The organism is Haloarcula sp. HT12, assembly GCF_055271655.1.
Map to the genome: position 1 here is coordinate 76,789 of NZ_JBUXKW010000007.1, position 18,619 is coordinate 95,407.

General features: G+C 59.0%; 24 protein-coding genes. 6 read left to right on the forward strand and 18 right to left on the reverse strand.

Annotated elements, in window-relative coordinates:
- Position 1: 1 nt before the first annotated feature.
- The 8 genes from ACY9XZ_RS20655 to ACY9XZ_RS20690 form a co-directional block, all read right to left on the reverse strand.
- Complete coding sequence (locus ACY9XZ_RS20655; RefSeq protein ID WP_463458856.1) at positions 2 to 1,117, reverse strand: hypothetical protein; 1,116 nt, start codon at positions 1,115 to 1,117, stop codon at positions 2 to 4.
- A gap of 2 nt (positions 1,118 to 1,119) precedes the next feature.
- Entirely contained in the window at positions 1,120 to 1,956 is an 837-nt protein-coding gene (locus tag ACY9XZ_RS20660) for a hypothetical protein (protein WP_463458857.1), read from the reverse strand.
- Positions 1,957 to 1,959: 3 nt separating this feature from the next.
- Entirely contained in the window at positions 1,960 to 3,696 is a 1,737-nt protein-coding gene (locus tag ACY9XZ_RS20665) for a hypothetical protein (RefSeq protein ID WP_463458858.1), read from the reverse strand.
- A 28-nt stretch (positions 3,697 to 3,724) separates the two neighbouring features.
- On the reverse strand, positions 3,725 to 4,147 hold the full coding sequence (locus ACY9XZ_RS20670) for a hypothetical protein (RefSeq protein WP_122106700.1): 423 nt from the start codon (positions 4,145 to 4,147) through the stop codon (positions 3,725 to 3,727).
- A 6-nt stretch (positions 4,148 to 4,153) separates the two neighbouring features.
- Positions 4,154 to 4,402 carry a hypothetical protein gene (locus ACY9XZ_RS20675; protein ID WP_049987855.1) on the reverse strand — a complete coding sequence of 83 codons (249 nt, stop codon included), beginning with the start codon at positions 4,400 to 4,402 and terminating at the stop codon, positions 4,154 to 4,156.
- 203 nt (positions 4,403 to 4,605) lie between these two features.
- A complete protein-coding gene (gene xseB / locus ACY9XZ_RS20680; RefSeq protein WP_119712814.1) occupies positions 4,606 to 4,788 on the reverse strand; it encodes an exodeoxyribonuclease VII small subunit in 183 nt (60 codons plus the stop codon).
- A 2-nt stretch (positions 4,789 to 4,790) separates the two neighbouring features.
- The gene (gene xseA, locus ACY9XZ_RS20685; RefSeq protein ID WP_463458859.1) at positions 4,791 to 5,843 is read right to left on the reverse strand and encodes an exodeoxyribonuclease VII large subunit; all 1,053 of its coding nucleotides are present in this window, start codon (positions 5,841 to 5,843) and stop codon (positions 4,791 to 4,793) included.
- A 76-nt stretch (positions 5,844 to 5,919) separates the two neighbouring features.
- On the reverse strand, positions 5,920 to 6,087 hold the full coding sequence (locus ACY9XZ_RS20690; RefSeq protein WP_004048632.1) for a DNA-binding protein: 168 nt from the start codon (positions 6,085 to 6,087) through the stop codon (positions 5,920 to 5,922).
- 136 nt (positions 6,088 to 6,223) lie between these two features.
- On the opposite strand from ACY9XZ_RS20690, the gene ACY9XZ_RS20695 reads away from it, so the two are divergent.
- Both ACY9XZ_RS20695 and ACY9XZ_RS20700 read left to right on the forward strand, forming a co-directional pair.
- Positions 6,224 to 6,520 carry a PadR family transcriptional regulator gene (locus ACY9XZ_RS20695; protein WP_119712811.1) on the forward strand — a complete coding sequence of 99 codons (297 nt, stop codon included), beginning with the start codon at positions 6,224 to 6,226 and terminating at the stop codon, positions 6,518 to 6,520.
- Positions 6,521 to 6,573: 53 nt separating this feature from the next.
- Complete coding sequence (locus tag ACY9XZ_RS20700) at positions 6,574 to 7,461, forward strand: hypothetical protein (RefSeq protein WP_458262301.1); 888 nt, start codon at positions 6,574 to 6,576, stop codon at positions 7,459 to 7,461.
- A gap of 321 nt (positions 7,462 to 7,782) precedes the next feature.
- On the opposite strand, the gene ACY9XZ_RS20705 is transcribed toward ACY9XZ_RS20700, so the two are convergent.
- The 5 genes from ACY9XZ_RS20705 to ACY9XZ_RS20725 all read right to left on the reverse strand — a co-directional run bounded on the left by ACY9XZ_RS20705 (position 7,783) and on the right by ACY9XZ_RS20725 (position 11,703).
- Positions 7,783 to 10,065, reverse strand: coding sequence for a copper-translocating P-type ATPase (locus ACY9XZ_RS20705; RefSeq protein ID WP_434530235.1), 2,283 nt, complete (start codon positions 10,063 to 10,065; stop codon positions 7,783 to 7,785).
- Positions 10,066 to 10,196: 131 nt separating this feature from the next.
- Positions 10,197 to 10,394, reverse strand: a complete 198-nt coding sequence (locus tag ACY9XZ_RS20710) for a heavy-metal-associated domain-containing protein (RefSeq protein WP_004594582.1) — start codon at positions 10,392 to 10,394, stop codon at positions 10,197 to 10,199.
- A 146-nt stretch (positions 10,395 to 10,540) separates the two neighbouring features.
- Positions 10,541 to 10,936, reverse strand: coding sequence for a hypothetical protein (locus tag ACY9XZ_RS20715; protein WP_004594583.1), 396 nt, complete (start codon positions 10,934 to 10,936; stop codon positions 10,541 to 10,543).
- Positions 10,937 to 11,073: 137 nt separating this feature from the next.
- Positions 11,074 to 11,349, reverse strand: coding sequence for a DUF7521 family protein (locus tag ACY9XZ_RS20720; protein ID WP_004594584.1), 276 nt, complete (start codon positions 11,347 to 11,349; stop codon positions 11,074 to 11,076).
- A 3-nt stretch (positions 11,350 to 11,352) separates the two neighbouring features.
- Positions 11,353 to 11,703: an ArsR/SmtB family transcription factor gene (locus ACY9XZ_RS20725; RefSeq protein WP_137685074.1), complete on the reverse strand. Its 351-nt coding sequence runs from the start codon at positions 11,701 to 11,703 to the stop codon at positions 11,353 to 11,355.
- Positions 11,704 to 11,817: 114 nt separating this feature from the next.
- Between ACY9XZ_RS20725 and ACY9XZ_RS20730 the strand changes: the two genes are divergently transcribed.
- A complete protein-coding gene (locus ACY9XZ_RS20730; RefSeq protein WP_092817279.1) occupies positions 11,818 to 12,378 on the forward strand; it encodes a DoxX family protein in 561 nt (186 codons plus the stop codon).
- Between the two features lie 30 nt (positions 12,379 to 12,408).
- Positions 12,409 to 12,807 (forward strand): SHOCT domain-containing protein, encoded by a 399-nt coding sequence (locus ACY9XZ_RS20735; RefSeq protein WP_049986209.1) that lies wholly within the window; start codon positions 12,409 to 12,411, stop codon positions 12,805 to 12,807.
- 11 nt (positions 12,808 to 12,818) lie between these two features.
- Here the strand turns inward: ACY9XZ_RS20735 and ACY9XZ_RS20740 are convergent, their stop codons facing one another.
- Complete coding sequence (locus tag ACY9XZ_RS20740) at positions 12,819 to 13,268, reverse strand: universal stress protein (protein WP_092817280.1); 450 nt, start codon at positions 13,266 to 13,268, stop codon at positions 12,819 to 12,821.
- Positions 13,269 to 13,452: 184 nt separating this feature from the next.
- Here ACY9XZ_RS20740 and ACY9XZ_RS20745 point away from each other — a divergent pair, with 184 nt between their 5' ends.
- On the forward strand, positions 13,453 to 13,953 hold the full coding sequence (locus ACY9XZ_RS20745; RefSeq protein WP_004594590.1) for a CBS domain-containing protein: 501 nt from the start codon (positions 13,453 to 13,455) through the stop codon (positions 13,951 to 13,953).
- A 68-nt stretch (positions 13,954 to 14,021) separates the two neighbouring features.
- Here the strand turns inward: ACY9XZ_RS20745 and acnA are convergent, their stop codons facing one another.
- The 4 genes from acnA to ACY9XZ_RS20765 form a co-directional block, all read right to left on the reverse strand.
- Positions 14,022 to 16,805 carry an aconitate hydratase AcnA gene (acnA, locus tag ACY9XZ_RS20750; RefSeq protein WP_463458860.1) on the reverse strand — a complete coding sequence of 928 codons (2,784 nt, stop codon included), beginning with the start codon at positions 16,803 to 16,805 and terminating at the stop codon, positions 14,022 to 14,024.
- 96 nt (positions 16,806 to 16,901) lie between these two features.
- The gene (locus ACY9XZ_RS20755; protein WP_123538929.1) at positions 16,902 to 17,177 is read right to left on the reverse strand and encodes a DUF7521 family protein; all 276 of its coding nucleotides are present in this window, start codon (positions 17,175 to 17,177) and stop codon (positions 16,902 to 16,904) included.
- Positions 17,174 to 17,473, reverse strand: a complete 300-nt coding sequence (locus ACY9XZ_RS20760) for a DUF7521 family protein (protein WP_123538928.1) — start codon at positions 17,471 to 17,473, stop codon at positions 17,174 to 17,176. The genes ACY9XZ_RS20755 and ACY9XZ_RS20760 overlap by 4 nt, the downstream gene beginning before the upstream one ends.
- 2 nt (positions 17,474 to 17,475) lie before the next feature.
- The gene (locus tag ACY9XZ_RS20765) at positions 17,476 to 17,826 is read right to left on the reverse strand and encodes a winged helix-turn-helix domain-containing protein (protein ID WP_123538927.1); all 351 of its coding nucleotides are present in this window, start codon (positions 17,824 to 17,826) and stop codon (positions 17,476 to 17,478) included.
- A 131-nt stretch (positions 17,827 to 17,957) separates the two neighbouring features.
- Between ACY9XZ_RS20765 and ACY9XZ_RS20770 the strand changes: the two genes are divergently transcribed.
- Positions 17,958 to 18,605: a plastocyanin/azurin family copper-binding protein gene (locus ACY9XZ_RS20770; protein ID WP_206425148.1), complete on the forward strand. Its 648-nt coding sequence runs from the start codon at positions 17,958 to 17,960 to the stop codon at positions 18,603 to 18,605.
- Positions 18,606 to 18,619: the final 14 nt, after the last annotated feature.

Here is an 18,619-nt window from a genome sequence, read left to right on the forward strand (position 1 = left end):
GTTAGTGGATTCCTCGATCAAAGTCCATCCCGCGTCCGTCACTCGCCGATTCCGCTGTTGCTCCACCTGGGTCATTCTCCGTTCGACGGTACGACGGCGTGCCGCCATCGTCCGCTCCGTGCCCACCGCGGGCAGCTGCTTTTTGCGCGACGGCGTGGCCAGCGGCAGCTTTCGGACCCCACCGAGCGGCGGTCGTCGCGACGCCGGCACCACCGACGTAGGCCCCGGCGGCGACACCGCCAACGAGGGCTGCGCCTTTCGTCGCACCGCCGACGACTTTGGCCGTCAACGGGGTCGCGTATTTGAACGTTTTCCACGTGATGAAGAGTGCGACCAGTGGGAGGGACGCAGCGACGAGATATTTGAGGAACGCTGTTCCTGGCGTGAGCGTCCCCCCAGCGTAGATCAAGTCGTATCCCTTGAGTACCATCGCAGCTGGGAGCGGGAGGACAGCCAACGGGACAAACCGTTTGCAGAACCCCATCGCGATATCGGATACGACTGGAATGTTTCCGTAGGCCAGTGCAAATGCAATCGGCATTCCGTATAGGTAGACATAGAGCAGGATCATCCGGATGTAGAACAGAGCCTCCAGAGCCCACATCGAGATTCCACCAATCACGGCGAACAATAACCCCAGTCCGGGGTTTGTGATGGCTGCTCCCAAGAACTGAAGCATCGCCGAGGCTACGGAGGAAAGCTCCGGCATCAGGGCGATAGTGAATCCGTCGACGAGGTAGAGTGCGAGAGTCCCAAGCCAGTACCATGTAATAATCAGAAAGGCTCCGACCCAGGCTGTCTTCTTGGTTTTTCGGGCTTCGTAGGCACTTCCGATATTGAAGATTCGAACCGTGTGACGCCCCTGGACGCTCATCACGAGGAGCAAAAGGGCAACTAGCATAATTTCGCCGCCGATGAGAGCATCGTGGATCGCTGGCCAGGGTGCGTTGGTTGGTTCACCAAAGACAAAGGCTCCATTCGTCTCTGGGGTCGGGGTTCCGAACATCCCCTCAGTCAGAGTCTCATACCCCGACCTGAGACCGTCCATGAACAGTCCGATGAACCAATCAACGACGCCCTTGATACCCTCGAGGACGACGTCAATGAGATCAACCATCGTCAGGCCTCCGTGATCGTGACCTCACAGTCAGTCATCTCGTCAGACCCGGAGTACTGGACATTGTAGGCACTTGTGACTCGATTACCACTGACTCGGGTCTCGACGATAACCGTGAACTGGCCGCTGTTACCGTCTGGGGAACACCCCATTCCGTCCTCACTCTCTGAACCGAACGGGAACGAATTACTGAACAGGTCGGTCGTCTCGCCAGGGGAGACTACTACCCGGTCGGTTTCGTGCATTCCACTGCCTCTGGGGTTCTCAATTGGATTGGGGACGTCCCCGGAGAAGATCAGTTCAGTTATCGCTTCCGGACCACTCCCTGTGTTCTCTACCGTGACGAATGCCTCGCCATTCTTGATTCGGTCTGTCTCGGACTCACCATAGACTTCGTCCCACGGCTTATCTGGATTATTCCGATAGAGTCCAACATCCTGTATCTGGATCTCTGGACGCAGTTCAGTCGAGGTCTCGACTACTGTCTCCTCACCCTTCAACGCGAGTACGCGGTACTCACCGGGTGCATACGCGGTGCCGATCTCGAACGAGACCTGCTGAGCACCTGCGGCTACGTCACGTTTCCCGAATAACTCGCCGTTCGGTTGGATGAGGTTGACCTGGTCGACGTCGGACTCTTCGGAGAGTTCGACGACGAGTGTTGTCCCCTCGACAGCGATACGCGTGAGTGGGCCTTTGCCATCTGTAGAGGTCGTTCCGCCACTGGGTGTTCCAGACCCGCCATTGTCGTTTAGACAGCCAGCGACGCCTGCGAGCGCAGCGCTGGCGACTGTTCGGAGGGCGGTTCGCCGACTGATGTGTGGGTGGTTTCTAGTCATGGACTATGGGTTCCGTTGGAAGATATCTTCTGGACCGAGCATTCGGAGGAGCCGCTTGCCTGCGTAGAACATCACAAGAAACGGGATAAGCTGCCAGCCGACCTCGAAAATGAACGCAAACCAACCGTCGATGGTTCCGAGCGGGTGCCAGCGGGCAGTAGCCGTGGCACTCACATATGCGGGGTTGTGCCCGAGCCACGAGCCTGGATGGTACCGAACCGTGTAGATACCCGGTTCATCGATCGTCACGATCGCCACCCCGGACACGTTGGTCTCGACACGCTGCTCTGCGACGGTGATGTAGCCGTTTCGAGTGCTTCCACCGATTGGATATCGCCGGTCAGGATCGCTGAGAACGATCGGTGCGCCCGTCTCGTTGTCCCGGAGTTCGATGCGGAGTGTGGCCTGACTTTCGTTCTGCTGGAGCACCTCAACAGTCAGATTACTGCGCCGGAGCTGCCGCTCTGAGCCAGCGTCAGGTGCCACAATCGAGGCGTTCACGCCCCGTACGATCCCCGCTACCTGGAGCGCGTCGCGGTCGACGCTCTCGGCGCGAACTGCGACGCCGTACGTCGTCGTGTACGACTGGTTGACGATGTCGATGTTGATGTTCTCGCCGAGCGTGCCGACCGGAGACGGTCGGTCAGTGCCCCAGATGTCGATGATCTCTGGGCCATCGCGAACTGGTTCAGCCCTCGGGCCGATCCGCGAAGGGTACGCGTGGACGTACACAGGAATCGCGTCAGACTCGACGGTGGCGCTGTCGGTCCGGTTCGACCTGACGAGTGTATCCCAGTTGGTGTTCCGAGCGGTGTAGAACCGCCAGACGCCACGCACTCGTGCGCTTCCATTCTCTGTCAGCGTGTACCCCTGCCACGGCCGGGACTGGAAGATAGCCACACCGGCGTCACCATTGGGATACTCGGCGTAGTAGGGGTACGCCGAGAGGTCGTAGATCTCGACGGCGATCGAATCCGAGACGTTGAGCGACTCGGTACGATACGTGACCTCGACATCGGTCTCGTCGCCTCGGTCGATTCGCGTGGTCTTCTTCAGCCGGACGCTGATTTCGGCTTCAAGCGTGAGCTTTGCACTCCAGTCATCCTCGATCTGGTAGTCGAGGGCCGGCGTGTGCGAGCCGTCGCGCTCGACGATGGTTTCGCCGTCATTCTGCAATCGAACCTCCTCGACCTCGTTGCTCGTGAGCGACCACTCGATCGTCGTGTTCCCCGAAGAGCTTCCGTTCGGGACGCGAATGCGATAATCGACGAACCCCCGCATCGTGCCGTTCGGCGCGATATAGAGCGGTGTGTCACCCGACTCCAAGTGACCTCGCGTCGACGGCTGTACTGCGAACACCGTGGCGTGGGCGTCCTCGATAAACACGCCATCTTCGAGCGACGCGTGGCGCGGATGCACGGACGTATCCGACCCACCGGCTTCGAGATCAGCGAAATCGTTTCGCGTCCACGTTGCAGCTGTCGCTGGCGGGCGCGTGAACGTGATGTCTGTCCCGTTTGCGAGTTGGTGCATCGCGGTCCGGCTCTCGCCGTAGCGCTGCTGGTACTCCTCCTGGGTGATGTAGTTGTCCGCGTCACGAGACCACAGCGTCGCTGATTCATTCTCAGTGAGTCCATTCCCCTCCGTGCCTGGCCGTGGCGGGCTTGCAGTGACGAGACCAGTGACTAGGCTCGTCACGAACAGGGCGGCCATTAGCACGGAGAGCTCTCGTTGTGTCATGGGGGCTCACGACGGGGGTGGTAGTCACCTACCAAGGGGCGAGGTCGACGCACTGCGCCAGCGGGAGGTTCATCATCGACCCAGCGACGGTGTAGAGTGGTCCGAGGGCGACGAGGACGACCGCGGACTTCATCGCCGACCGTTTGTGGCGCTTGAGGCCCTTCTTCTGCTCGGGCGTGATCGTGAACATCTCGATGAGGGAGTCAGCCTGCCACACGACTGCGAGGCCGACAATGCCCAGCGCCGTGGTAAGCTGGAAGAAGCCCTCGATCATGCTGGGAAGGTTGTCCGCACTACAGACGGCATTCGTTTGTGCGGCGGCGGGTTCCACAGCGAACAGGCTCAGGGCGACGACGATGAACATAGCTTGCCTGGGAAGCCTACTCGATGCCGTGGACTGGCTGTCGGGGCGATTCGAAGCCGTCTCGGAGGGCGTATTGTCCTGTGACATAGCGGGTTACTCCTCTGCGTCGTCGACGAGTGCTTTCAGATCAGCGTAGCGGTTGGTTTCGTCGACGATCTCGTCTTTCGTGTAGCCCTGTTCGCGGGCCCGTTCGAAGAGATCTCGAAGCTCGTCGGGGTCGACGTCGCGAAGCTCCATCTCATCTCGGAGGGCGCGGCGATAGAGGGCGGAACCGTTGATATGGCTGTTCCACGTCAGGTACAGATCATCGATGTCTTCGATGGTGACTGCCCGTGTGATCATATGTGCGGGGTGGGTATGCACCGGTTGAGTCCCGGTCCATGGTGGTGCGATAGCTAGAAGATCGGTATATGCTTTCTGGCCACCAACTGGCGCAAAAATCTAAAGTAAATTATAACCGGAGAGTTCGTTCACCTCGCAAAGGTACCGTTAACCAACAATGGGGTTAGATTCCGTTGACTGTTGGTTAAGATTGGGATGGCGCTCTACTCGAGTTCTACGACCTCTCCACGCCCGTTGTCGAGGATTTCTCGCACTTCGGCCAAGAGCTCCTGACCTTCTTCGTGGAGCCTTGTCCCTTCATCGAGGTCACACTCGTCCGCATCGAGCTGCTCAATGATTTCTTCGACACGGGCCAGCCGGTCGTGGATCTCTTGGTCGTTTGCCACGCTTAGATCACCCCCAACCAAAGCCCAGTGATGGCCAACAACAGCAACAACAGCACAGCGATTGCGGCTTTGTAGTAGACCGGCGGGAGGCCCTCGGGTACGGCCGCCTCGTCGACTGCTTCGGCAAGCTCCCGTTTATGTTCGTGCTCCTGCTGGAAGGTTTCGTACGCGGCGTCGAGTTGCTGTGCCAGCGGCTTGACCTCGCCCGCGAAGAACTCCTCGCGGGAATTCACGATATACTCGCCAGCGGCCGTCGGCGTGATCGTCGCCACATCCGCGACTTGATCGGCGATTAACCGGTCGTCAGTATGCCCGATCGCCGTGACGGTCGGGGTGTTCGCGGTGAAGATAGCTTCCGCGACCCGCTCGGTGTTGAACGCCTGGAGGTTCGAATCACTCCCGCCGCCACGGCCGACGATGATTGAGTCGACGTCCTCGGAGCGGTCCAGATGATGGATGCCGTTCGCGATGGACGTGGGCGCCTCCGACCCCTGGACGGTGGCGTCCTTCACCAGGATGTCGACGGTAGGGTCCTGTTCGTGAATCGCGTTCTGGATGTCATAGCGGGCATCGCCACGGAGGGAGGTTACGACCCCAACCCGCTCTGGGAACGCCGGCGGGCGCTGTTTCTGCTCGTCGTCGAACCAGCCACGCTCTTCGAGTTCACTTCGCAGTCGTTCGACAGCAGCTGCTTGATCGCCGTCGCCGACGACGATCACCTTCCACGGTTTGAGGTCGATTTTCCCACCTTCGGTCCAGTAATCGATATCGCCTTCGAGGATGACTTCAGTCCCGTCCTCGAGATCGACGTCCATCTCCCGGTAGCGGTTCGCCCAGATCATACAGGGGAGCTCGGCGCCGCCGTCGGTGAGCGTGAAGTAAAGCGCCGTACTGTTCTGGTGGAGGTCAGTGACTTCGCCAATACAACGGACGCCGTTGAGGGCAGGCGTGTCCTGGACGACCGACGCGATCCGGTCGTTTAGCTGTGACACGCTGAGAACCTCTTTCGCGTCGGGGTCGACCGCCTGCCGTTCGGTATCCGGTGCGTCCGCCATCTCCGTTTCCTAACTTCTGTACAGGAACCTCAAAAAGCTACGTTCGAGTGACGGGGGTTGGCTACGCTAAGCGGGCCTACAGGTCGCGGGGCTGGACCGTCTTCCGGTCATTCGCTTCGGCACGCTCTGCGGCGTCGTCGAGCAGTTCGGCGACCTCTTCGTTGAGGGCGTCGTAGAAATCTGCCGAGACGTTGTGGTCCGAGAGTGCGTCCTTCACGGCTGCTTTGACGATTAGGTCAGACATTCCATCGCGGACTTCTCTTGTCCGCTATATAAATGTTCGAAGTTCATAAGTGGAATTTCCACCCTGTCGTATCGGATATTCGCCTCTGAGTACCAGAGAAAACATATGCCACCCCTCAAAAACGGGAAACAGACAGATGCACGATCTGACTGGGTTCCAGCGGGACATCTTGTACGTAACCACCGGGCTCGAGGAACCACACGGGCTCGCAATCAAGGACGAACTCGACGACTATTACGAACAGGAAATCAACCACGGCCGCCTCTATCCGAATCTCGACGACCTCGTCGAGAAAGGACTGCTCGAGAAGGGTGAACTCGACAAGCGGACGAACGTGTACACGGTCACGCAACGCGGATTGCGGGAGATCGAGGCGCGACGTGAGTGGGAAAGTCAGTATTTAGAAGACGTGAACGCACCCACTCCGTCGTAGAATCATTATAAAAGCGGGACTGCTTTACCCACTTCCCACGAATCCACAGTAAGATGGCTCGGCTCGTCTTCTATCACCACCCACAGGCCGAGAATTTCTCACTCAAATATAGCTCGGCATCGGTAGCAGAAATCCGGTCTCAGCGAGAGCAATCTGACGAGTCGACAAAGCTCATCGGGTACCCCTTCGAAGCTCCAGTCTATGTGCTCTACGAAGGCGATTCAGAGATCGAATCTGCCCAAGACATCGACTTCGATCAGGAATGGCTGAGCGACCGTATTCGTGACCTCCCCCGTGCTGGGCAGGTTGTCGCATTCCGATTAGTAGAGTTGCTCGAAGCCGCGGTCGATGTTCGAGATGAGGATGAGTTCCGGCTCTACAAGGAGTTCGAACCGCAAAAGGTCCAGCAGGCACTCGATCACGTCTCCTGGGGAGCACCACTTCCGACCGTCTCTGGAGAGGTGATGTCGAATTTGATCCTCCGTCATTCCCTCCCGAATGCGAATCATCGAACTGGCATCGCGATGCTGCAGTTCTGTATTGAGAGTGTGGACCCGGATTTTGAGATGCCACGAACGCACGTCGACGACGATTCCTGGCGAGAGTGGGTCGATCCCTATATCGTCGATTCCAAACGGCTCATCACGGTCCGCCGGAACAACCTCCGTTTCAAGCAACTCGAAGAGTTGGACGTCGACCTCGTCGAACGGAAAGATGGGATCCAAATCCGATTAGCCGAGTTCGAGCTGGATATGCACTGGCGAGAAGCCCTCACAGAGTATGCTGGGCAGCACGAATCTCACTGTACGGACTTCGCGCAGGCAGTTCTCGAACGAGCAGGACGGGACGATCTACTTGACCGTCAAGGACCAACGAAACAAGAGTTCATCACGTATCTGGAGAACGGACTGGTCGAACGGGACTTCAGAGAAATGTTTTGATCAGTCGCGAAGCTCGGCGACCGACTGACCAACCTCACGGACGTGTTCACTTCGCTCGAGGTCGAGTTCCTCGGCGAGGTAGTCAACCGTCTCTTCGAGGCTCATATCGGAATGAAGTCCGTCTAACGGTATAAACCTAGTGCTGGCGCAACAATGTCGCCCATCAGAGGAAGCGTCTGTGTATACCGAACTACGTACCCCTCGGGAAAACTGTGGAATCGGTGACCGCGTAGCGATACCCACCGAAATTACGCAGTGTCGCCATTTGCTGTCCATCAACCGAACTCAATTGAAAGTAGCTCCGAAGCGATCGAGAGCGTTTCAGTCTGCAGGTTGTGCGTCGGTCGCTGGTGTCCCGCTTGGAAGCTCGGGGATGGACAGGTCCACGCGTCGGAGCAACTGTGCGTTGATGGCGACGATGACCGTACTCAACGACATCAGGAGCGCACCCACAGCGGGGGAGAGCAGAATCCCGATCGGTGCCAAGACGCCTGCTGCGAGCGGAATCGCGAACACGTTGTAGCCGGCCGCCCAGACGATGTTCTCCTGCATCTTCCGGTAGCTCGCCTTGCTGAGTTTCACGAGCCGAACGACGTCCATCGGGTTGTTCTGGACGAGGATGACGTCCGCCGACTGGACGGCGACGTCGGTGCCGCTCCCGATCGCGATACCGACGTCGGCCCGCGTCAGCGCCGGCGCGTCGTTCACACCATCGCCGACCATCCCCACGAGCTTCCCTTGGTCTTGGAGTTCCTGGACTTTCTCGTCCTTATCCTCGGGGAGGACCTCCGCGAACACCGTGTCGATGCCCAGTTCGTCGGCGACGGCGTTGGCGACATCCTGGGAGTCCCCAGTCAACATCGCCACCTCGATGCCTAGATCGTGGAGCGCGTCGACGACGCGGAAACTCTCCTCACGGATTACGTCAGCCATCGCGAACGCGGCAATCAGCTCGCCTTCACGAACAAGGTATACCACCGTCTGAGCGTTCTGTCCCGCCTCGTCAGCGAAGCGGCGGAGATGGTCGGGTATCTCGCTATCGAGTTGGGTTAACAGGTTTGGCCCGCCGACGTACACCTCATTTCCGTCGACGTTCGCACGGACGCCCCGGCCTTTAATCGCCTCGAAGTCGGTCGCGTCAGGTGCGGTGAGGTCCTGCTCGTCGGCGGCCTCGCGTATGGCTCGCGCGATCATGTGTTCGGAGTCGCTTTCGACGGCTGCTGCCAGCGCGAGAGCGTCGTCCTCTTCCACGCCCTCGACGGTCGCCATGTCGACGACGCCGTGTTCGCCTTCGGTGAGCGTCCCCGTCTTGTCGAAGATGATGGCGTCCAGGTTCCGCGCCTCCTCCATCGCGATACGGTCCCGGACCAGCATCCCGTTGCGAGCCGCCAATGACGTGTTGATTGCGACCACTAGGGGGATGGCGAGCCCGAGTGCGTGCGGGCAGGCGATGACGAGCACTGTGACGACGCGCTCGATGACCGTTGCGTCGAATGAGACCGCGAGCGTCCACGCGATTGCTGTCACGACTGCCGCCGCGAGGGCGACGTAGAACAGCCAGCCTGCCGCTCTGTCGGCCAGTACCTGTGTCTTGGATTTGCTCTGCTGGGCTTCCTCGACGAGGCGCATGATTCCCGCGAGCGTCGTCTCCTCGCCCGTCGCACCGACGCGCACGCGGAGGCTGCCGTCGCCGTTGATCGTCCCACCGATGACCTCGTCGCCGGGGTCTTTCGAGACCGGTTTCGATTCGCCCGTGATCATGGACTCGTTGACGTCGGAGTCTCCCTCTTCGACGACGCCGTCAGCAGGGACACTCGCACCCGGCCGGACGAGTACGAGGTCGCCCTCGGAGAGTTCACTCACCGGGACCTCCTCAGTGTCGCCGCCGTCGGTAATCCGCTCGGCGGTGTCCGGCATCAGCTTCGCCAGTTCGTCGACCGCACTCGAGGCCCGTCGCACCGACCGCATCTCGATCCAGTGCCCCAGCAGCATAATGTCGATCAGGGTGACGAGTTCCCAGAAGAACGCCGACTGCGTCGGGAAGACCACGCTCGCGAGGCTGTAGACGAACGCGACGGTGATCGCCATCGAGATGAGCGTCATCATCCCCGGCGACCGATCTTTCAGCTCCGGTACCGCCATCTGGAGGAACGGCATCCCACCGTACGCGAAGACGATGACCGCGAAGACGGGGTTGATCCACTCGCTGCCCGGGAACGCGGGGACGGAGAACCCGAGCCACTCCTGCAGCATTTCGCTGTATAGCAGGACTGGGATCGACAGGAGCGTCGAGACGAAGAAGCGCCGGCGGAACATCTGCTCGTGGCCCTCGTGCATCCCGCCATGCCCCTCACCGTGGCCCTCATGGGAACCGTGGTCGTGTCCTTCGCCCTCGTGCCCAGCGTGCTCGTGCTGCTCGTCGAGCACAGTCTCACTCTCCGCAGCAGGGTGTGCCTCTTCTTCCAGTAGCTCCTGTTCTACCCGCTGCTCGTCCGACTCGGCGTCCGATTCATCCTGCTCGCCGTGTTCGTGCTGGTGACTGCTGTCGTCCTGCTGGTGTTCCCCTCCAGGGGGATTCTCATTTGTATCTTTGTGGTCGTCCATAGCCCATATTCTCTGTAGAGGTGGATCCGCTGGCCCCCTGAATCTTCCCCACTGAACTGTACAGCAGGACCAGCGTAGCGAAGCTTCAAAGACAACGGTTGGCCGTTGTCTCGGAGTGGTCCGCGCGATTCTCAGGCGTAAGCGGTGTACCCGGCGTCTTCGACGGCCTCCACGAGAGCTGTGACATTTGCCTCACCATCGACGCTCGCCTGTTCGCTCTCCCTGTCGACGGTCACGTCAGTCACGCCGGATACCTCTTCGAGGGCCTCTTCGACCGTCTGCTCACAGTGACCGCACGTCATGCCTTCCACGATGATCGTCGTCGTCATACAGGGATACACACGGCCTCCTCTCTTTAGCGGATTTCCCCTTCGATCATACTGATATCGTGGGGCTCAAACTTTAGATTCAAAGTGATACCTGCGGCCGTAACGAACTAGACATCGGATGCGCCAGGTGTCAATAGCGAGGTGGCTCAAGTATCGTTGTGACGCTCTCTGTACGTCTTCGCCGCTAAAAAGACATAGAGTGCGCCGATAGCCCGAATGCCCAAGCGGAATCGCTCGTTCCATTCTATCGACTCTGGACGCTCGTACAGGAACGCGGTGGCAAATCTCTGATACAGGTCGGGAAATAAGAGGACTATCGCACCGAACACGCCGGTAAGATTCATCAGCAATGCGTATGCTCGCCCGTTAAAGAGTGAAAGCGCAGCTATCAGAACACCCTCCGACCGGACTGCTGGACGTATCCACCCTCTCACTGTTCCCTCGTCTGGATTCGAAATGGCGAGTTTCTCGAAGAGCTCGACGATTTCGTCCGGGAACAGCGCTGAGATAGCGCCGAGGACACCGACGAGTGTTCGAATCATACGATATGGTACGACCGATATGGATATAACTCCCACTGCGACGCTACACTATCGAGAACGAGGGGAGTCCGAACAGTAGCGGCTTCGAACCGGGCACGACGCGCAGAGGCCGCTTGTCGAATGGGCGTCCTGAATCCTTATGGATTCGGGGCATACAGGGCGTAGAGGATAGACAGCATCCCGGCTGCGGTGACGAGTGCTGCGACGAATCCTGCTTCGAAGATCGACACCTGGAGGAGTTCGAAGAGGACGCCTTCAAGGAGGCCGCCAAGCCCGACCAATGCGAAGCCGGCGGCGACGTACAGGAGTAACTGCGTGTGATGTCGTTGGTACCCGCGATAGGCCTGATATGCGATGACCAGTGCTAACGCGGTCGTGAACAGTTTGCCGATGACGAATAGCGTGTGGTCCATGATTCAGTCTCCCCGCATTTCCTCGAAGATGGTCGTAATCCGGTCGGCGGGGTCAGGCCGGATGTCGATGTTGACGTCGAAGCCCTCCGCCTGCAGGAGGATTTCGATGCGTTCGAGGCGCGCCTCATACTCGCTGTAGTGCCGTCCCCCGGGGTCGACGTGCGTATACTCCTCGAGGAGGCCCTGCTCGACGAGGCGGGTGACACGGCGCGAGACGGTCGGGCGTGACATGTCACATTCCTCGCTGAGCTCCTTCGCAGACAGGCGGTCGGTCTTCGTCGCCACGAGGATGTCGCGGGCGTACTCGTCGTCGAGTGTCGCGAAGATTTCCGACGGGTCGGCCTCCTCAGTCACACGTCTCTACTCGCGACAGGAGCGTAATATAGCCCGCCGATTTTCTGACCCAGAACGCCGGCTCGCCGTTATATCGTCTCTGCCTCCGTACTGATAGTTGAAGGTGCAATAACTATGTCCACACTCGACTCCGGCATGAATCAGCTCGAGAGCAGAGTCGGCGGTCTGACCGTCGGCGGGAAAGTTCACAGTCTCAGTGCGTGGTTCGTGCTCGCGCTCCGTCTCATGATGGGCTACGCGTTCGCGTACTCCGGGTTCACGAAGATCACCGGCGAGTTCGCCGCGGGCGGTTACCTCACGAACGTCGCGGCGACGAACGGCAACCCGCTCGCGGGGATGTTCGCGTGGATGGGGAGTACGCCGTGGTTCGTCGAGTTCGCGAACGTGGCCGTCCCGTGGGGCGAGCTGTTCATCGGCCTCGGCCTGCTCGTCGGCGCGTTCGTCCGCCTCGCGGCGTTCTTCGGCGCGCTCATGATGCTCATGTTCTACTTCGGGAACTGGGACATGAGCCACGGGTTCATCAACGGGGACTTCGCGTACATGCTCGTGTTCCTCGCGGTCGCCGCGTTCGCCGCGGGCCGCATCCTGGGCCTCGACCAGTACATCGAGAACTACGACGTCGGTGGCGAGACGCTCGTTGAGCGCTACCCCGCCCTCGAATACATCCTCGGCTAACCACGCCGAACTCTCTTCAGGAGTACAATAATGCAAAATCCAATTCAAGCACGCGGGATTCGTTCTCTGGGACTCATCGTCATCGGAGCACTGACGCTAGCCGTCATCATTGGAATGACTCTGACGCACGCTGCTGTTCCAGATACAGTGATGTGGGACTGGCATGACGGGATGTGGAATGATGGTCACATGGCCGGGTGGGGAATATGGAGCTGGGGGATGATGTTGATCGGTTTGCTGTGGATGGCACTTCTGATCGCCCTTCCCGTCTACATCGTCTACTGGCTGACAACGCGGTCGCCATCGGACGGCCCCACCGAGGATAGCGCACTCGCTGTCCTCCAGGAACGGTACGCTCGCGGCGAAATCGACGACGAGGAGTTCGAACGCCGGCGCGCCCGACTCACGCCTGACGGCGGCCGTTACTGACTGTTCTTCCCCTATTCGTCGACTTCCGTCTTCACGACGGTCGCTGGGCGGGTCGTCAATCGAAGGACGCGGTCGGTCACGCTTCCGAGCAAGGCCCGGTATTCTTCCGGCCGGTGTTTCGTTCCAAGTACAAGTAGATCCATATCTTCGGCATCAGCATACCGTACAATCGTCTCAGCCGGTCGGCCGTGCTCAATTGCTTTGACAACATTGACACCGACCTCCTTCGCTTTATATTGGATGTCTGCGATTGTTTCCGTTCCAAGTTCTTCGAGGCCATGTTCTGGGCCTTCGGCTTCATCAACGTACTCGTCACCGCTGTATGCTGTTACGACGTCCTCATCGACTACATACAGAACATGAAGATCGGCATTATGGGCCTCTGCTAGCGCGATAGCATGGGATTCAGCTTCCTCAGAAGCAACTGTCCCGTCAGTCGAGAGCAAAACCGTATCGTACATTTCTCTTTACTTATTGAGACTAGATTATAAAAGCCAGCGCTCTTGGATAGTGGCGTAGTTGGTAACACTTTTTGTAACTTCACAAAGTTTGGAGATTGTCGTCTCTCACGGTTGAAGAGTGGAGGATTTCTATGACGACCAGCTGATGCTAAGCTATTTCCTGTTATGAGTCGTACTGATTAGCATGGGTACCAGACCAACTGACCTCCGGATGGATATTGGTCGTATTGCTGATGAGTCGGTCGCCCGTGTCACGCCTGACGCCACGGTTGCCGAGATCGCTCACACGATGATCTCCCAATCGCGGTGTGCCAGGTACGTGGTCGTCGAAGAATCCGATCAGATCTCTGGTATCATCACCGATCGAGACCTGATTGCTAACCTGCTCACCGAGGAAAGCGAGTTAAGTGTGCTCACAGCCGAGACGAGTGGAGACGACGTACGAGCTGCTGACGTGATGACGCGTGACCCACTTACTGTGCCAGCAGATGCTGAGATTCCAAAAGTCCTGAGACAAATGAACGAAGCGGGTGCTCGACACGTCCCGGTTGTTGAAGACGGGAGCGTTATCGGGATGATCACTCTGGACGATTTAATTACGCATGTTGCTGGTGAGAGCGCACACGTTTCAGCTCAGATGGATAACGTAGCGGGCATCATCCGAACAGAGTCTACGCACGATTGAAACGCTAATTTGGACTCAAAGTTTTTCGTGTTGCTTGTGCTTCCAGAAATAGAGTCAGTTGAGAGAGATTATCGCATGAGGAGCCGTCTAAGGACGTAGTGGAGGATGCCGCCGTGTTCGATATAGGTCACGGCGGCCGGCGTGCCGACCTGTGCTGTGACCGGGAACTCGACAGTCGACCCGTCCGCGCGCTCGGCGATAACGGTCAGTTCGTCCATCACATCGAGCCCGTCATCGAGGCCGTGGATCGTGAAGATCTCAGACCCATCCAGACCGAGAGATTCCCACGAGTCGCCATCATCGAACTGCAGGGGGAGCACACCCATGCCGACGAGGTTGTCGCGGTAGATGCGCTCGTAACTCTCGGCGATGGTTGCGCGAACACCGAGTAGGTCCGTTCCTTTCGCCGCCCAGTCCCGGCTGGAGCCGGTACCGAACTCTTCGCCTGCCATCACGACGAGCGGGACTCCCTCCTCGCGGTAGCGCTGGCTGGCTTCGAACACGGTCGTCTGCTCGTCGGTTGGGTGGTGGATCGTATAGCCACCCTCGACATCGTCGAGCATCTCGTTCTCGATGCGGACATTGGCGAACGTTCCCCGCATCATCACCTCGTGGTTGCCCCGGCGCGCGCCGTAGGTGTTGAACTCGTGTGGCTCGACACCGTGATCGAGCAGCCACTGACCTGCGGGGAGGTCGGGACCGAACGGGCCGGCTGGACTGATGTGGTCGGTCGTAACGGTATCGCCGAGCGTCAGTAGACAGCGTGCGTCCTCGATATCGGCGACGCCGGGTTTCTCTACCGGGAAGTGCTTGAAGAACGGCGGTTCACGGATGTATGTCGAGTCCTCATCCCACTCGTAGACGTCACCACTTGGCGCGTCGAGAGCAGTCCACCGCTCGTCACCCTCGAACACGGAGGCATATTTCTCCTCGAACATCTCCGGAGAGACGTTCTCATGGATTGCTGCCTGCACATCCGCTGCGTCGGGCCAGATGTCCGCCAGATACACCGATCCCCCCTCCTCGTCGGTGCCTAGCGGCTCGTTCTCGAGGTCGACGTCCATCCGCCCTGCGAGGCCGTAGGCGACGACGAGCGGCGGGCTCGCGAGGTAGTTCGCGCGGATCTTCGGGTGAATACGCGCCTCGAAGTTCCGATTTCCGGAGAGGACGCTCGTCGTCCAGAGGTCGTGGTCGTCGATCGCTTGCTCGATGGGATCGGGAAGTGGTCCGGCGTTCCCGATACAAGTGGTACAGCCGTAGCCGACGACCGCGTACCCGAGCTCTTCGAGATACGGAAGCAGGCCCGATTCCTCGAGGTACTGCGTGACGACGCGACTGCCGGGTGCGAGACTCGTCTTGACGTACGGCGGGACATCTAAACCTTTCTCGACGGCGTTCTGGGCAAGCAGACCAGCAGCGATCATCACCGACGGGTTCGAAGTGTTCGTACAGCTCGTGATGGCGCTGACGAGGACGTCTCCGTGTCCAATTTCCACTGTCTCACCGTCGAGGTCGACCTCAACGCGTTTGGTTAACGGGTGCAGTTCCGATTCGGGTTCGACCTGAACACCGCCGTCGGTCTCCGCACCAGCTGCATCACCTTCGCCGAGCCACCGCTGTAGGGCGTCTTCGTCGACATCATCGAGGTCGTCTTCGAACTCCCCGTGGAGAAGTCCCCGGAAGCTCTGTTTCACGTCCCCCATCGGAATCCGGTCCTGTGGCCGCTTGTGTCCGGCTAGACTCGGTTCGACTGTCGAGAGGTCGAACTCGATGACCTCAGTATATTCTGGTTCCTGTTCCCCGAATAGACCTTGAGATTCGAGGTACTCGCGAACGAGGTCGACGTGGTCGGGATCACGCCCGGTGAGTTCGAGATACTCGAGCGTCTGCTCGTCGACCGGGAACATACTGATCGTCGAGCCCTGTTCGGGCGCCATATTGGCGATCGTGGCCCGGTCGGGGACTGTGAGGTTCTCCACACCAGGACCGAAGAATTCCACGAACCGGTCGACGACGCCGACCTCGCGGAGCCGTTCGGTAATGTGGAGCACGAGATCCGTCGCCGTCGCACCCTCGGGTAATTCGCCTTCGAGACGGACGCCGACGACCTCGGGGAGTTTCATCGTGACCGGCTGACCGAGCATCGCCGCTTCCGCTTCGATGCCGCCGACGCCCCACCCGACCACACCGATGCCACCGATCATCGGGGTGTGGCTGTCCGTGCCGACGAGCGTGTCCGGCAGGAGCCAGTTCTCGCCGTTTTGCTCGCGGGCGTGGACGACCCGACCCAGATGCTCGAGATTCACCTGGTGGACGATACCGGTTCCCGGCGGGACGACGTTGAAGTTCTCGAAGGCGTTCTGCGCCCACTTGATCGCGCGATACCGTTCGGCGTTTCGCTCGTACTCCAGTTCGACGTTCTTTTCGTAGGCGTCCTCGGAGTCGAAGTAGTCGACCTGGACGCTGTGGTCGATCACGAGATCAATAGGAATCTCCGGTTCGACCAGGGTAGGATCCCGGTCTTTGCGGTCGACTTCGGATCGAAGGGCCGCCAGGTCGACGACCGCGGGCACGCCGGTGAGATCCTGTAGGACGACTCGTGATGGAGAGAACGGAACCTCTGCGTCCGGTACGTCTGGCTCCCAGCCAGCAGCATTCCTGACATCCGCCGCAGTAACGGTTTCGCCGTTGGCGTTTCGGAGCACCGACTCGAGGAGGATACGGATGCTCACCGGGAGCGTGTCGAGGTCACAGAGGCCCTGTTCTTCGAGTGCTCGAAGATCGGCTATCTTGTACGTCGTCCCGTCGACGTCGAGTTCGCGGACAGCATCGAATGGGAGCGGATCAGTCACAGTAGTTGAATATGTGATAGGCAACGATATCAATCTCCCCCCGAATCCGATTCGATGGGAATCAGGATTCAGTTTTCTGTGAGGATGTCCCTGGACTCACCGAATAAAAGACCAGAGGAGGACAGTGAATCCACATACCAACGCGACGGATTCAGCGATATGAACCTGTGTGAGTGTTAATGCTGAAAATTGATAGAGAAACCCCTCTATGAGGACGCCGAGTGTAATGAATCCGAAGCCGATCGTTGCATCACGTAAGTATCGAGTCTGTTCCTGACGATAGGCGCGAAAACTGATTGTTGTCGTCGCAACGCCCAATAAGAGGAGAAAGACACGGACTCCAATTAGCGTAACTTCCCACCCACTAGTCATGAGTCACCCCCTCCATCTGTCGGTTGAGACATTCGTCCGTATAACGAGTAGAGGATGATAAGCATGCCCACCGCGACAATAGCAGTCTGAATCGTCCCGGCCACGAAGATGGACAGCCCGACGACGTCGAAGAGGATGCCTTCGATTACGGACCCGACACTGATGAAAAGGAACCCGATAGCGACGTACAGCATCGGTTCGCTACCGTGGACTCTGTACCCACGAAACGCTTGGTACGTTATTAGCAGTCCCAGTCCGACTGTGACGAGCTTTGCGATGACGAGTTCGATGTGCATGATTAGGTGTCCCGGATGTCGCTCCAGATCCGCGAGAACCGCTGTGCGGCGTCCTCACGAACGTGCATCTTCACGGCGATGGTTCCATCTTCGACGTCGACGTTGAGGTGGTCGACGTTCGCTTCATAGACGCTATGATGGCTCCCGTCGGCCTCCATCTGTGTCCGTTCGACGAGCAGGTCGTGGGCAACCATATCCTCGACTCGGCGATAAATCGTCGAAAGAGCAACGTCGCACTCTTCACTCAATTCCTTCGCCGAGAGTGGTTCACGGCTCGTCGCGGCCAGAATCTGACGAACCCGCTCCTCTCCGAGGAGCTCCAACAGTTCGTCAGCGCTGTCGTCCGTGGACACAGCTATTCCTCGCAATACCAGATGCTTTCCCGCCGAGACGTAAGTAACAGCCAGATTTGCGTGGCGTGCAAAACAGGTCTTCCACCTTTTTCCACAGCTCTCATACGTCCATCTGTGAGGTGACCCACGCTATGACAACTAATTCAGGACTAACGCGTCGGCGGATGCTCCAATTGACCGGCGGTGCAGCTGTCGTTGGGCTCGCGGGATGTACCGGGACGCAAACAGACGATAGTGGCGGCGGGGCAGACAGTACCTCCACAAGTACTGAAGAGGGAAGCCACACCGAGGACGGCGGTGAATCGGGGCACAACGATGAAGGTGGCCACGATGAAGCTGTCGGTGCACCGAGCGATTCGGTTGATGTCTCCATGATCACCGAGGACGGGGGGTATCACTTCGAACCGCACGTCGTCCGCGTTAATGTCGGCGGGACGGTCACGTGGACCAATGAGAGCGGCAGCCACTCGACGACGGCCTACCATCCAGACAACGACCAACCCCAGCTCGTTCCTGATGGGGCTGCATCATGGGATAGTGGCCTTCGCTCGGAGGAAGGCGCGACGTTCGAGCACACCTTCGAGACCGAAGGTGTCTACCACTACTACTGTACGCCCCACGAGTCGCTCGGCATGCTCGGGAGCGTTATTGTCGGTGATCCGGACCCGCACGAACAGGTCGCGCTCGAAGACCCGCCCGCTGATAAACCGGAGACCGTCCGCGAGAAACTCACCGAGCTGAATGAGATAGTTCGGACGGCGCTCGGCGACGACCACTAATTACCACTTCGACT